This is a genomic window from Streptomyces sp. NPDC003035 (genome assembly GCF_042888285.1).
Lineage (GTDB): Bacteria > Actinomycetota > Actinomycetes > Streptomycetales > Streptomycetaceae > Streptomyces.
Map to the genome: position 1 here is coordinate 12643 of NZ_JBIAPJ010000014.1, position 13318 is coordinate 25960.

Genomic DNA, 13318 nt, shown 5'->3' on the forward strand with positions numbered 1-13318 from the left:
AGGGGCGAATCGATGCTCCTGCGACTCGTCGGCGGCCGGCTGCGGCCCTACCGGCGCACGCTGGCCCTGGTCGTGCTGCTCCAGCTCGTCCAGATCGCCGCCTCGCTGACCCTGCCCACCCTCAACGCCGACGTCATCGACAACGGAGTCCTGCGCGGCGACACCGGCCATGTCCTGAGGGGCGGCGGCCTGATGGCCGCCGTCACCCTGCTCCAGGCCGCCGCGGCCGCGGCCGCCGTCTACTTCGGCGCGAAGATCGCCATGGGGGTCGCCCGTGACCTGCGCGCCGCCGTCTTCCGCCGCGTCCAGGACTTCTCCGCCCGCGAGATGAGCCGCTTCGGCACCGCCTCCCTCATCACCCGCACCACCAACGACGTCCAGCAGGTCCAGACGTTCGCCGTCCTCGTCCTGACGATGCTCGTGGCGGCACCCCTGATGTGCGTCGGCGGCGTCGTCATGGCCCTCGACCAGGACGTCCCCCTCGCCCTCCTGCTCCTGCTCTTCGTCCCGCTGATGGCCGGGGCGGTCGGCACCGTCGTCCTGCGCATGAGGCCGCTGTTCCGCGGGATGCAGGAGCGCGTCGACCGGGTCAACCGCGTGATGCGGGAACAGATCACCGGGATCCGGGTCGTCCGCGCCTTCGTCCGCGACCGGCACGAGCAGCGGCGGTTCGCCGCCGCCAACGACGAGCTGCGCGAGGTCGGCCTGCGGGTCGGCCGGCTCCAGGCCGTCATGTTCCCGATCGTGCTCATCGTCTGGGAGCTCGCGACCGTCGCCATCGTCTGGGCCGGTGCCCACCGGATCGAGTCCGGCGCGCTGCAGGCCGGTTCGCTGATCGCGTTCCTCGGCTACCTGCTCCAGATCATGATGTCGGTGATGATGGTCCTCTTCCTGATGATGCACATGCCGCGGGCCGAGGTCAGCGCCGAACGCATCCAGGAGATCCTCGCCACCGAGCCGTCGGTCTCCCCGCCCGTCGCACCCGTCCACCAGCTGCGGGGACCGGGACAACTCGAGATCCGCGGCGCCGACTTCAGCTACCCCGGCGCCGAGGAACCGGTCCTCCGCTCGGTGAGCCTCACCGCCCGCCCCGGCCGCACCACCGCCGTCGTCGGCTCCACCGGCAGCGGGAAGACCACCCTCCTCGGCCTCGTCCCGCGCCTCTTCGACGCGACCGGCGGCGAGGTCAGGGTCGGCGGCGTCGACGTACGCGACATGGACCGCACGCTGCTCGCCCGTACGGTCGGACTCGTCCCGCAGAAGCCGTACCTCTTCTCCGGCACGGTCGCGAGCAATCTCCGCTACGGCAAGCCCGAGGCGACGGACGAGGAGCTGTGGCACGCGCTGGAGGTCGCCCAGGCCGCCGACTTCGTACGGAACCTCCCGGAGGGACTCGACGCGCCGGTCGCCCAGGGCGGCACCAACCTCTCCGGCGGCCAGCGCCAGCGCCTGGCCATCGCCCGGGTCCTCGTCGCCCGCCCGCGGGTCTACCTCTTCGACGACTCCTTCTCCGCCCTCGACTACCGCACCGACGCGCTGCTGAGGGAAGCCCTCGCCGCCGAGACCGCCGACGCGACCGTCGTCATCGTCGCCCAGCGCGTCTCCACCATCCGCGGCGCCGACCGGATCGTCGTCCTCGACCAGGGCCGGGCCGTCGGCAGCGGCACCCACGAGGAACTGATGCGGGACAACGCCACCTACCGGGAGATCGTCCTCTCCCAGCTCACCGAGGAGGAAGCAGCGTGAGTACGACGCCGGAACGCCGAGGCCCCGCCGTGCAGCAGCGCGGTCCCGGCATCAGCGCCCCCTCCCTCGAACGGTCCCTCGACTTCCGCTCCTCCGGCCTGCGCCTGCTGCGCACCATGGCGCCCGAACGCGCCCGGCTGCTCGCCGTGCTCGCCGCCGCGGCGGTCGGCGTCACGCTCGCCGTCCTCAGCCCGATGATCCTCGGCCACGCCACCGACCTCGTCGTCTCCGGCGCCGCGAGCCCGGCCGGCGTCGACTTCCCGGCCGTCGCCCGGGTGCTCGCCACCGCGCTGGTCCTGGTCGTCGGCTCCGCCGGGCTCAACTGGCTGCAGCAGCGGCTCGCCACGACCGTCGTCCAGCGGGCCGGCCACCGGCTGCGCGAGGAGGCCCAGAACAAGCTGGCGCGGCTGCCGCTCTCCTACTTCGACAAGCAGCCGCGCGGCGAGGTCCTCAGCCGCACCACCAATGACATCGACAACATCACCCAGACCCTCCAGCAGGCCTTCAGCCAGATGGTGCGGGCCCTGCTCACCCTCGTGGGCGTGCTGGTGATGATGTTCTGGATCTCGCCGCTGCTCGCCCTGGTCGCGCTGGCGACCGTCCCCGTCGCGCTGCTCGTGGCCACCCTGATCGGCAAGCGCGCCCAGCCGCAGTTCGTGAAGCAGTGGGCCGTGACCGGCCGCCTCAACAGCCATGTGGAGGAGATGTTCACCGGACACGCGGAGGTCGTCGCCTTCGGGCGGCGCGACGAGGCGTCGGCACGCTTCGACGCGCTCGGCGAGGAGCTGTACGCGGCGAGCTTCCGTGCCCAGTTCATGTCCGGCTTCATCCAGCCGGCCCTCACCTTCGTCGGCAACGTCAACTACGTGCTGATCGCCGTGGTCGGCGGCCTGCGGGTGGCGAGCGGGACGCTGACCGTCGGCGACGTCCAGGCCTTCATCCAGTACTCGTACGAGTTCAACGGCCCGATCACCCAGGTCGCGGCCATGGCCAACCTGCTCCAGTCCGGAGTCGCCTCCGCCGAGCGGGTCTTCGACCTCCTCGACGCGGAGGAGGAGTCCCCGGCCCCCGCCGGCGCCCCGCGCCCGCAGCCGGTGACCGGCCGGGTCTCCTTCGAGAAGGTCGCCTTCCGCTACGAGCCGGAGAAGCCGCTCGTCGAGAACCTGTCGCTGACGGTGGAGCCCGGACAGACGGTGGCGATCGTCGGTCCGACCGGCGCGGGCAAGACGACGCTGGTGAACCTGCTGATGCGGTTCTACGAGGTGACCGGCGGCCGGATCACCCTGGACGGGGTCGACGTGGCGGGCATGTCCCGGGAGGACCTCCGCTCCGGGATCGGCATGGTCCTTCAGGACACCTGGCTGTTCGGCGGGACGATCGCCGACAACATCGCGTACGGCGTCCCGGGGAAGGTCTCGCGCGAGCGGATCGTCGAGGCCGCCATGGCCACGCACGCCGACCGCTTCATCCGCACCCTGCCCGAGGGCTACGACACGGTCCTCGACGAGGACGGCGCCGGGCTCAGCGCCGGCGAGAAGCAGCTGATCACCATCGCCCGGGCGTTCCTGTCCGAGCCGGTGATCCTGGTCCTCGACGAGGCGACCAGCTCGGTCGACACCCGCACCGAGGTCCTCATCCAGAAGGCGATGTCCTCCCTCCGGGAAGGCCGCACCTCCTTCGTCATCGCGCACCGGCTCTCCACCATCAGGGACGCCGACGTGATCCTGGTGATGGAGAACGGCTCGATCGCCGAACAGGGCTCGCACGACGAGCTGCTGGCGGCGGGCGGCGCCTACGCCCGGCTGTACGCGGCCCAGTTCGCGGTGGTGGCCTGACGGTACGGTGACGGCGTGACCGTCGCACTCACCGTACTGACCACCACCGACAGCGCCGCCAAGGCGCAGGAGCTCGCGCGCGGGGCGGTCGAGGACCGCCTCGCCGCCTGTGCGCAGATCTCAGGGCCCGTCACCTCCGTCTACCGGTGGCGGAACGCGATCGAGACGGAAGAGGAGTGGCAGGTCCTCTTCAAGACGACCGAGGCCCGGTACGAGGCCCTGGAGGCCCATCTCCTCGCCAGGCACGACTACGACACCCCGGAGATCGTCGCCACCCCGGCGGTCCGCGTGTCGGCGGCCTACCTGGAGTGGATCGAGGCCGAGACGACCGTGGCACCGTGACGGAGCCCGTGACAGGGCCCGTGACAGGCCCGCCGTTCTTCGTCTACGGCACCCTGCGACCCGGCGAGTACAACCACGACCGCTTCCTCCTCGGCCGCACCTCGGCGGAGGAGCCCGCCCGCCTCGCGGGCGCGCTGCTGTACGACGGCCCCGGCTACCCGTACGCCGTACCGGGCGAGGGATGCGTCGCGGGCGACCTGGTGACCGCCGCGCCCGGGGCGTACGGCGCACTGCTCGCCGTACTCGACGACGTGGAGTCGGGCGCAGGCTACGAGCGGGTGGAGCGCACCGTCGTACGGCTCCGGGACGGCGCGGCCGTCCGCGCCTGGGTCTACCTCGCGGCGCCCGGCACCCCGCTCGGCCCGCTCATCGGGGGCGGGGACTGGCGGGCTCGAGGCGGACCGCGCACACCTTGAACTCGGGCATCCGGGAGACCGGGTCGAGGGCGGGGTTGGTGAGGGTGTTGGCCCGGCCCTCGCCGGGCCAGTGGAAGGGCATGAAGACGGTGTCCGGCCGGATGGCGGTCGTGACCCGGGCGGGCGCCACCGCCCGCCCGCGCCGCGAGACCACGGCCACCCGCTCGCCGTCGGCCACCCCGAGCCGCTCCGCGAGCCGCGGGTGCAGCTCGACGAAGGCGCCGGGCGCGGCGGCGTTCAGCTCCTCGACCCGACGGGTCTGCGCCCCGGACTGGTACTGCGCGACCACCCGCCCGGTCGTCAGCACGATCGGGTACTCGGCGTCCGTCTCCTCCCCGGCGGCCCGGTGCACGACGGGCACGAACCGGGCCCGGCCGTCGGCGGTCGCGAACCGGTCGAGGAAGAGGCGGGGGGTGCCGGGGTGGGCGTCCCCCTCGGGCTGCTCCGGGCAGGGCCAGAAGACGCCGTTCTCCTCGCGGATGCGGCGGTAGCTGATGCCGGAGTAGTCGGCGGGGCCGCCGGCCGAGGCGCGGCGGAGCTCGTCGAAGACCTCCTCCGGGTCGGTGGGGAAGCCCTTCTCCCAGCCGAGCAGACCGGCCAGCGCGTGCATCACCTCCAGGTCGGTGCGGACCCCCTCGGGCGGGGTCAGGGCCCGCTGCCGCAGCAGCACCCGGCCCTCCAGATTGGTCGTCGTCCCGGTCTCCTCCGCCCACTGGGTCACCGGCAGCACCACGTCCGCCAGCTCCGCCGTCTCCGACAGGACCACGTCCGCGACGGCCAGGAAGTCGAGCGAGCGCAGCCGCTCCTCGATGTGGGCGGCGCGCGGCGCCGAGACGACCGGGTTCGAGCCCATGAGGAGCAGGGACTTCACCTCGCCGCCCAGCGCGTCCAGGAGTTCGTACGCGCTACGGCCCGGACCCGGCAGCGACTCCGGGGCCACGCCCCACACCCGGGCGACGTGCGCCCGCGCCGCCGGGTCGTCGAGCTTGCGGTAGCCGGGGAGCTGGTCGGCCTTCTGGCCGTGCTCCCGGCCGCCCTGGCCGTTGCCCTGCCCGGTGAGGCAGCCGTAGCCGGAGAGCGGACGTCCCGCCCGTCCGGTCGCGAGGCAGAGGTTGATCCACGCGCCGACCGTGTCCGTCCCCTTCGACTGCTGCTCCGGACCGCGTGCCGTGAGCACCATCCCGGTCTCCGCGTCGCAGAACATCCGCATCGCGTCCCGCAGTTGCGGCACCGGTACGCCGGTGATCCGCTCCACCAGCTCGGGCCAGTGCGCCATCACCCCGGCGCGGGCGGCCTCCCAGCCCTCGGTCCGCTCCCGGACGAACTCCTCGTCCACCCGTCCTTCGGCCACCACCAGGTGCAGCAGCCCGAGGGCGAGCGCGAGGTCGGTGCCCGGGCGGGGCGCGAGGTGGAGGTCGGCCTGCTCGGCGGTACGGGTGCGGCGCGGGTCGACGACGATGAGCTTGCCGCCGTTCTCCTTCAGCTCGGTGAGGTAGCGCAGCGCGGGCGGCATGGTCTCGGCCAGGTTGGAGCCGACGAGGATCACGCAGCCGGTGCGGGGAATGTCCTCCAGCGGGAAGGGAAGCCCCCGGTCGAGCCCGAAGGCCCGCTGGTGCGCGGCCGCCGCCGACGACATGCAGAAGCGGCCGTTGTAGTCGATCTGCGAGGTGGCGAGGACGAGCCGGGCGAACTTGCCCAGCGTGTACGCCTTCTCGTTGGTGAGGCCGCCGCCGCCGAAGACCCCCACGGCATCGGGTCCGTGGTCGGCGCGGGTCCGGCGCAGCCCGTCGGCGACGGCGGCGAGGGCCTCCTCCCAGGAGGCGGGCTCCAGGGCACCTGTGTCAGGGCATCGGACCAGGGGCCCGGTCAGCCTGACCCGGGAGGAGAGTACGGCCGGGGCGGTGCGGCCCTTGCCGCACAGCGCGCCCCGGTTGACCGGGAAGTCCGCGCGCTCGACCACCTCGACGGACCGCTCGGCCGTGGGGCGGAGCGACATACCGCACTGGAGGGCGCAGTAGGGGCAGTGCGTGGGGGTGGTGACAGCCTCGGACATGCGGAAAGCATGCGACGGGCGTGTTACGGGAGGGAGCGTGCCGGATTACAAGTCCTGCGCCATCTGCTCCCCCGCCCCCCGCCCGCGACGTGAGGGTCAGCCCGCCGAGGCGAGCGCCTCGGTCACGCCCTCCTCGCGCTCCCCGAGGAAGTGCGGGTCCGGTCGGAGCGCCGCGTCCAGGGCCGCCTTGCTCGCGGCGACGAGCTCGCGGACGCCGCCGTAGTAGAAGACGGAGTCGTGGGGTTCGACGACCTTCACGCCGTACGACTCGATCCCGGCCGCCCGGCAGAGCGCCACCGCCCGCTTGATGTGGAAGTCCTGCGTGACCAGGACCGCCCGGTCGACGCCGAAGATCTTCTTCGCCCGGACGCAGGAGTCCCAGGTGTCGAAGCCCGCGTAGTCGCTGACGATCCGGCCGTCGGGCACCCCGCGCCCGGTGAGGTACGCGCGCATCGCGTCGGGCTCGTCGTACTCCACGCGGCTGTTGTCACCGGTGACGAGGACGACCTTGACCTTGCCGGCCCGGTAGAGCTCGGCGGCGGTGTCGAGGCGGTGCGCGAGGTACGGGGTGGGGCGGCCGTTCCACAGGCCGGCGCCGAAGACGACGGCGACGTCCTGGACGGGCACGTCGGCGGTGGTGCGCAGCCGGCTGTCGGCGACGGCGTGCGTCCAGGTGGCCGGGGCGAGGGCGAGGACGGCGCCGATCATCACGGCCTGGACGGTGCGGCGGCGGGCACGCGTGGTGCGGGGGAGCGGCCTCACCCACTTCAGCCGGGCGGCCACCCGGGCCGGTACGCGTACGCGTCGCATTGGCTGGAACCTCCGTGGATCTTGTCTGCCCCGTCACTCCTCTCGACGCGTACGGGGGCCGTTCGGTTCACCCCGGCCGTACAGAACGGTGGCGAGGGCGACGCCGAGCAGGGTGCCGAGGAGCTGCGCCCCGACGAATCCGGGCAGCGAGGCGGGGGCGATGCCGGTGAAGGAGTCGGAGAAGGCGCGGCCGACCGTCCCGGCCGGGTTGGCGAAGGAGCCCGAGGAGGTGAACCAGATCGCCGCCAGGAGGTATCCGGCCACGGCGACCGGGGCGAGCGAGGAGCGGCCGATGCGGCGCAGCCCCAGGACGAGCAGGACGAGCCCGGCGGTGGCGACGGTCTCGCCGAGCAGCAGATGGGCGCCGGAGCGGACCTGTGTGGACCAGACGCCGGGCGGCCGCCCGAACATGGCCTCGGCGAGCAGGGCGCCGGCGACCGCGCCGGTGAGTTGGGCGGCGAGGTAGACGGCGACCTCGCGGACGCGTGGGGCGCCGTCCTCGCCGCGCCGGGCCCACCAGTCGGAGAGGGTGACGGCCGGGTTGAGGTGGCCGCCGGAGAGCGGGCCGAGGAGGGCGATGAGCAGGCCGAGCCCGAGGGCGGAGGCGAGCGAGTTGGCCAGCAGGCGCACCCCGACGTCCTGGCTGAGCGCGGCCGCCTGGATGCCCGAGCCGACGACGACGGCCAGCAGCGCGGCGGTGCCGACGAATTCGGCGACGGCCCGTCTGAGAAGCCCGAAGGGCCCGGGGACGGGAGAGGGATTCATTCGCATGGCGGAAAAGATATTCCGCTAGATAAAAGAATGAGGAGGTGAGGGGGAGAACCGTACGATCCACAGATGATCATCGAGGCTGTACGCAACAACGCCGAGTGGTGCGAGGCCATGTGCCGCGCCCACGGCCGCCCCGGCACGTTCGGCCCGCGCGCCTGGACCAACCCCGCCCGCACCCCGCTGTACTACCCGGACGCGGTGACGCTCACCGCCGAGGCGTCCGTACGGGACGTGCTGGCCGGCATCGACCGGAGCGCCCCCGGCGCCTCGGTCAAGGACAGCTTCGCCACCCTGGACCTGGCGGGCGAGGGCTTCCAGGAGCTGTTCGAGGCCCGCTGGATCCACCGGCCGGCCGGGCTGCCCGTGCCGGCCGTCGCCGCACGCTGGCAGGCGGTCCGCACCCCGGAGGAGCTGGCCGCCTGGGCCACGGCGTGGAGCGGCGGGGACGCCGACGAGGCCGCCCTCTTCCGTACCGAGCTGCTCGCCGACCCGGCGACGACCGTCGTCGCCGGACACGGCGAGGACGGCCGCGTCGTCGGCGGCGCGGTGCTCAGCGCGAGCGGCCAGGTCACCGGCGTCTCCAACCTCTTCGCCACCGAGGGCACCGACCCGGCCGAGGCATGGGCCGGCTGCCTCGGCCTCGTGGCGGACCGGGGACCCGTCGTCGGCTACGAATCCGGTGAGGACCTGCTCCCCGCACGCGCCCTCGGCTTCGAGGAGACCGGCACCCTGCGGGTCTGGCTGGACGCCGGAGCCTGACATCGCCGCCGGGCGGGCGGTGAGCCGAAGGAAAACACTCGTGACGCCTGCGCAACGGGGAGGCAACGAGCCGCCGTCAGGATCGGTGCATGACGGAGCCGGACACCACGTTCGACAGCACCGCCGAGCTGCTCGGCCGGATCACGACGCAGCTCGGCGGTCAGCTGAGCCATCTCCACCGTGACAGAACGCGCAGGCCGCCCATGAGCGACTCCATGAGCCCGCCCACCCTCGTCGCCGTCGGCCACGGCAGCCGCGACCCCCGGGCGCGCGCCACCCTCGCCCGGCTCCTCGACCGGGTCCGCGAACTCCGCCCCGGCCTCGACGTCCGCCTCGCCCACATCGAGCTGAACGCCCCCCTCCTCACCGAGACCCTCGCCGGCCTCACCGAGGAGGGCGGCCGCGACGCGGTCCTCGTCCCGCTCCTCCTCGGCCGCGGCTACCACGTCAAGCACGACCTGCCCGGCGCGGCCGCCGCCGAACCCGCCCTGCGCATCCGGATCGCCGCCCCGCTCGGGCCGCACCCCCTGCTCGTGGAGGCCCTCGCCGACCGGCTCGTCGAGGCCGGCTGGACCGCCGCGGACAGCGCGTCCCGGTCCACGGGCGTCGTCCTCGCCGCCGCGGGCTCGCGCGACCCCGAATCCCTCGCCGACATCCGCCGCACCGCCGCCCTCCTCGGCGAACGCCTCGGGGGAGTGCCCGTCCTCCCCGCGTACGCCTCCGCCGCCGCGCCCACCGTGCCCGAGGCCCTGCGCACCCTCGCCGCCCGCGGCCGGCACCGTACGGCCGTCGCCTCCTGCTTCACCGCCCCCGGACTGTTCGCCACCCGCGCCGCCGCCCACGCCCCCTGGATCGCCGCCGCCCCGCTCGGCGCCCACCCCGCCCTGGCCCGCCTGGTCCTCCACCGCTACGACCAGGCCCTGGCCCGCGCCCCGCGGCGGGAACTCGCCGTCAGTCGCTGACGCCGCCCGCGCGCCGTGGTTATTCTGCGGGCGGGGGGTGGATCATGCGGGGTGTCGCCAAGGGCGCATCGCTCGCCGGAATCGCGGCGGCGGTCGCCGTACTGGCCTCGCTGGCGGCCAACGCCGCCACGTCCAGCGACCGTTGGCCCGGCGCGCTCGACCGGATCCGACAGCAGCCCTGGTGGTGGGTGGCCGGACTCGCCGCCCTCGGGATCCTCGTCGCCGTGGCCATGGCCTGGCGCCAGGAGCGCGGCGCCACGGCCGCCACGGACCCGCCCCCGCCCCCGCAGCAGACGGTCCCGGACTGGGTCGTCGACCGCACCGAACGGGCCCGCACCGTCAAGGTCGTGTGCCGCACCCGCCGCCGCGGACGCGGCCGTACGGTCGCCATCACGACCTCCCTCGAAGGCGCGGGCGGCTTCGGCAAGACGGTCCTCGCCCGAGCGGTCGCGGCGAGTCCCCGCGTACGCCGGCACTTCCGCGGCCGGATCTACACCGTCACCATCGGCCGCGACGTCCGCGGCCGAGCGGCGATCGCGGCGAAGGTCGCCGAGACCACCCGCTTCATCACCGGCGACACGACCGCCTTCGACGACCCCGGCCTCGCGGGCGAGCACCTCGGCCGGCTCCTCGACCGCCGCCCCCGGACCCTGCTGCTCCTCGACGACGTCTGGGACGCCGAACAGCTCGCCCCGTTCCTGCGCGGCGGCGACCGATGCGTACGGCTCGTCACGACCCGCGTCCCCGGCGCCCTGCCGCGCGGCACCGAGCGGGTGCGGGTCGACCAGATGTCCCCCGCCCAGGCCCACGCCGTCCTCACCTGGGAGCTGCCCGAGCTCCCCGAGACACTCGTACGGGACTTGATGGAGGCCACGGGGCACTGGGCGCTCCTGCTGCGCCTCACCAATCGTCTGATCACCCGTCGGATCGCCACCGGCACCGACCCGGCTCAGGCGGCGGCGGAGGCGCTGCGCGGGCTCGCCGCACACGGTCCGGCCGCCGTGGACACCGACGGCGCCGTGCGCGCCCCCGCGGCGCTCGACCTGGACGATCCGGCCCGCCGTGCCCAGGCCGTACGGGCCACGGTCGAGGCGGCCACGACCCTGCTCCCGACCGGAGGCGACCAGCGCCTCGCGGAACTCGCCGTCTTCGCCGAGGACGAGTCGATCCCCGTCCCGCTGATCGCCCGCCTCTGGGCGTCGACCGGGCGCCTCACCGAGGCCGAGACGCGGTCCCTGTGCGGCGAGCTCGACCGGCTCTCCCTGGTGTCGCTCACCCCCGACCACGGCGGCCGGATCACCCTCCACGACGTGCTCCGGGACTATCTGCACAACGAACTCGGCGAGCCGGCCGTGACCGCCCTGCACGGCACGCTCGCCGACGCCGTGGGGGCCACTCCCTGGCAGCCCGCCGAGAACTCCCGGGGCTACGTCCTCGACCACGCGATCGAGCACCTGCTCGCCGCCGGACGGACGCGGGAGGCCGAACGCGTCGCGAGCGACCTCCGCTGGGTCGAGACCCGGCTGCACCAGCGCGGCCCGACGGCGGCCTGGGCCGACCTGGCCGCCGTCGTCACGGCCACGGCCGCGCACCTGGCCGACGACCTCACCCGCACCGCCCACCTCCTCACCCCCACCGACCCGCCAGAGCTGCTGACGAATGTTCTGCACAGCCGCCTGGAGTCCCTCCCGCTCTGGCGCGACCGCGTCGCCGAACGCCGGGCCGATCCCACCCTCGGACCGCATCTCCGTAACCGCCACACGCCGCCGGACCTGCCCGAACCGGCGCTGATCCGTACCTTCTTCGGCCACACCGGGCCCGTCTGGTCCGTCGCGGTCCCGCCCGGCGGTGACGCGCTCGTCACCGTCGCGGCCGACGGCATGGCACGCGGCCTCGACCCGAACAGCGGCGGCCGGCTCACCGTGGACGTCCACGGAGAGGGCCTCTTCCGGGCGCTCGCGATGTCCCCCGACGGGACGTGGCTCGCCACGGGCGGCTCCGGCCGCACCGTCCAGCTCTGGTCCCCGGACCGCGCCACGACGCCGACCAAGACCTTAGGGCCGGTGGGGAAGGAAGGGGGATCGGTACGCGCCCTGGCGGTCTCCCGGCGGCGGGTCGCCACGGTCGCCACGGACGGCACCCTGGACATGTGGGACGCCGAGACGGGGGAGCACCTCGCCTCCGCCGACCCGCTGCGCGGCAACGAGCCCACCTGCGCGGCGTTCGCCCCGGATGAGGGCTGGCTGGCCGTCGGGAGCAGCAACCGCGGCCTCGTGCGGTTCGACGCGGAACTCGTCCGCGACGCCACGCGCGACGCCACGATGAGCCCCTTGGTGAACGCCGTCGCCGTCGCCCCGGACGGCAGCTGGACGGTCTGCGCTCAAGCGGACGGCGGGCTGCGTGTCCGGGAGGAGCCACCGGCAGGCGAGGGGTGGCGGATCGATGCGCACACCGGTCCCGCCACCGCCGTCGCGGTGTCACCGAACGGAAGGTGGCTGGTGAGCGGTGGCGAGGACGGGACGCTCGCGGTCTGGGACCAGCGGACGCGTACCCGCCGTGCCCGCTACTCGGCCCACCGGGGCCCTGTACACGCCGTCGCTGTCACGCCCGATGGCGATCGGCTGATCAGCGCGGGGGAGGACGGGTCGGTCAAGGTGTGGGACAGCGCCGGACCCGAGCGGTTCCGGTCCGGCGAGGGTGAAGGGATGCGGACCGTCGTCGCCGTCGGCGACGGCGGACAGGTGGCCGTCGCGCACCGAGACGGAGTCGTCCGGCTCGGCAACCCGCTCGAGGGGACCTGGGGGCGCCCCCTGTCCTCCGGGAACGGGAACGACTACCAGGGGCCGATCGACTTCAGCGCGGACGGCGCCTGGTACGCCGTCGGCCACTTGTTCAGGGTCGAGCTCAGGGGCACCGGCGACTCGCCGGGTGCGAGACCCACCGTTCTACGGCTCGGCACCACCGTGTCGGCGCAGGCCCTCGCCATCGCTCCCGACGGCAGCTGGATCGCCGTCGCCGACTCCGACGGCGTGCTCCAACTGTGGGACCGCTCCACCGAGCGGCGGACCGCCCTCCTGCCACGCCCCCCGGGCGCGGTCGGCCGGGCGCACACCGTCGCCATCGCGCCCGACGGCACCTGGCTGGCCGTACTGCGCCACCGGTCCAGCTCCGGCCCCGAAGGGGCGGAGTCGTCGGTGCACGTGTACCGGCTCGCGCCGGGCCGGCGGTCGGCCGAGGGGCACCTCGACCTCCCGCACGACGGAAAGATCACCGACCTCGCCCTCACCCCCGACGGCACCCGCCTCCTCACCGCCTCCGCGACCGGCACGGTCAGCTTCTGGGACCCCCGCACCGGCGACCTCCTCGCCACCCTCACCGACCCCGACGGCCCGGTGCACGGTCTCTCCGTCTCCCCGGACGGACGCCGGCTCGCCACCGCCGGTGCCATGCTCCGCGTATGGGACGCCGACACCGGCCGTACCGTCGCCGGCGTCCGCGCCGAGACGCCCTACACCTCCTGCGCCTGGCTGACCGACGGCAGGGGGCTCGTCGCCGTCGGCGAACGCGGCCTGTATTCCTACGAGTTCCGCCCCTGATCCCACCCCCAGCCGCGTCCTCGTCCCA

General features: G+C 74.1%; 10 protein-coding genes. 7 read left to right on the top strand and 3 right to left on the bottom strand.

The window, feature by feature from the left end; translation table 11 throughout:
- The first annotated feature begins 12 nt into the window (after positions 1 to 12).
- Genes ACFYV5_RS33360 through ACFYV5_RS33375 form a run of 4 tightly spaced genes read left to right on the top strand, consistent with a single transcriptional unit; the run spans position 13 to position 4339 of the window.
- Complete coding sequence (locus ACFYV5_RS33360; protein ID WP_389174925.1) at positions 13 to 1746, top strand: ABC transporter ATP-binding protein; 1734 nt, start codon at positions 13 to 15, stop codon at positions 1744 to 1746.
- Complete coding sequence (locus tag ACFYV5_RS33365; protein ID WP_389174928.1) at positions 1743 to 3581, top strand: ABC transporter ATP-binding protein; 1839 nt, start codon at positions 1743 to 1745, stop codon at positions 3579 to 3581. The genes ACFYV5_RS33360 and ACFYV5_RS33365 overlap by 4 nt, the downstream gene beginning before the upstream one ends.
- A 15-nt stretch (positions 3582 to 3596) precedes the next feature.
- Positions 3597 to 3923, top strand: a complete 327-nt coding sequence (gene cutA / locus ACFYV5_RS33370) for a divalent-cation tolerance protein CutA (protein WP_389174931.1) — start codon at positions 3597 to 3599, stop codon at positions 3921 to 3923.
- A complete protein-coding gene (locus tag ACFYV5_RS33375; protein ID WP_389174934.1) occupies positions 3920 to 4339 on the top strand; it encodes a gamma-glutamylcyclotransferase family protein in 420 nt (139 codons plus the stop codon). The genes cutA and ACFYV5_RS33375 overlap by 4 nt, the downstream gene beginning before the upstream one ends.
- On the opposite strand, the gene ACFYV5_RS33380 is transcribed toward ACFYV5_RS33375, so the two are convergent.
- The 3 genes from ACFYV5_RS33380 to ACFYV5_RS33390 form a co-directional block, all read right to left on the bottom strand.
- Positions 4290 to 6392 carry a molybdopterin oxidoreductase family protein gene (locus ACFYV5_RS33380; protein ID WP_389174937.1) on the bottom strand — a complete coding sequence of 701 codons (2103 nt, stop codon included), beginning with the start codon at positions 6390 to 6392 and terminating at the stop codon, positions 4290 to 4292. The genes ACFYV5_RS33375 and ACFYV5_RS33380 overlap by 50 nt on opposite strands.
- 96 nt (positions 6393 to 6488) lie before the next feature.
- Positions 6489 to 7202 (bottom strand): vancomycin high temperature exclusion protein, encoded by a 714-nt coding sequence (locus ACFYV5_RS33385; RefSeq protein ID WP_389174940.1) that lies wholly within the window; start codon positions 7200 to 7202, stop codon positions 6489 to 6491.
- 33 nt (positions 7203 to 7235) lie between these two features.
- Positions 7236 to 7973, bottom strand: coding sequence for an aquaporin (locus tag ACFYV5_RS33390; RefSeq protein WP_389174943.1), 738 nt, complete (start codon positions 7971 to 7973; stop codon positions 7236 to 7238).
- A gap of 66 nt (positions 7974 to 8039) precedes the next feature.
- Here ACFYV5_RS33390 and ACFYV5_RS33395 point away from each other — a divergent pair, with 66 nt between their 5' ends.
- The 3 genes from ACFYV5_RS33395 to ACFYV5_RS33405 all read left to right on the top strand — a co-directional run bounded on the left by ACFYV5_RS33395 (position 8040) and on the right by ACFYV5_RS33405 (position 13290).
- Positions 8040 to 8732 (top strand): hypothetical protein, encoded by a 693-nt coding sequence (locus ACFYV5_RS33395; protein WP_389174946.1) that lies wholly within the window; start codon positions 8040 to 8042, stop codon positions 8730 to 8732.
- Positions 8733 to 8821: 89 nt separating this feature from the next.
- Positions 8822 to 9694, top strand: a complete 873-nt coding sequence (locus ACFYV5_RS33400; protein ID WP_389174949.1) for a sirohydrochlorin chelatase — start codon at positions 8822 to 8824, stop codon at positions 9692 to 9694.
- A 44-nt stretch (positions 9695 to 9738) separates the two neighbouring features.
- Positions 9739 to 13290, top strand: coding sequence for an NB-ARC domain-containing protein (locus ACFYV5_RS33405; RefSeq protein ID WP_389174951.1), 3552 nt, complete (start codon positions 9739 to 9741; stop codon positions 13288 to 13290).
- The last annotated feature ends 28 nt before the right edge of the window (positions 13291 to 13318 follow it).

Coding starts and splice junctions, on each gene's coding strand:
- ACFYV5_RS33395 (WP_389174946.1), top strand. CDS start 8,040: ATGATCATCGAGGCTGTACGCAACAACGCCGAGTGGTGCGAGGCCATG.
- ACFYV5_RS33385 (WP_389174940.1), bottom strand. CDS start 7,202: ATGCGACGCGTACGCGTACCGGCCCGGGTGGCCGCCCGGCTGAAGTGG.
- ACFYV5_RS33380 (WP_389174937.1), bottom strand. CDS start 6,392: ATGTCCGAGGCTGTCACCACCCCCACGCACTGCCCCTACTGCGCCCTC.
- ACFYV5_RS33390 (WP_389174943.1), bottom strand. CDS start 7,973: ATGCGAATGAATCCCTCTCCCGTCCCCGGGCCCTTCGGGCTTCTCAGA.
- ACFYV5_RS33400 (WP_389174949.1), top strand. CDS start 8,822: ATGACGGAGCCGGACACCACGTTCGACAGCACCGCCGAGCTGCTCGGC.
- ACFYV5_RS33405 (WP_389174951.1), top strand. CDS start 9,739: ATGCGGGGTGTCGCCAAGGGCGCATCGCTCGCCGGAATCGCGGCGGCG.
- ACFYV5_RS33360 (WP_389174925.1), top strand. CDS start 13: ATGCTCCTGCGACTCGTCGGCGGCCGGCTGCGGCCCTACCGGCGCACG.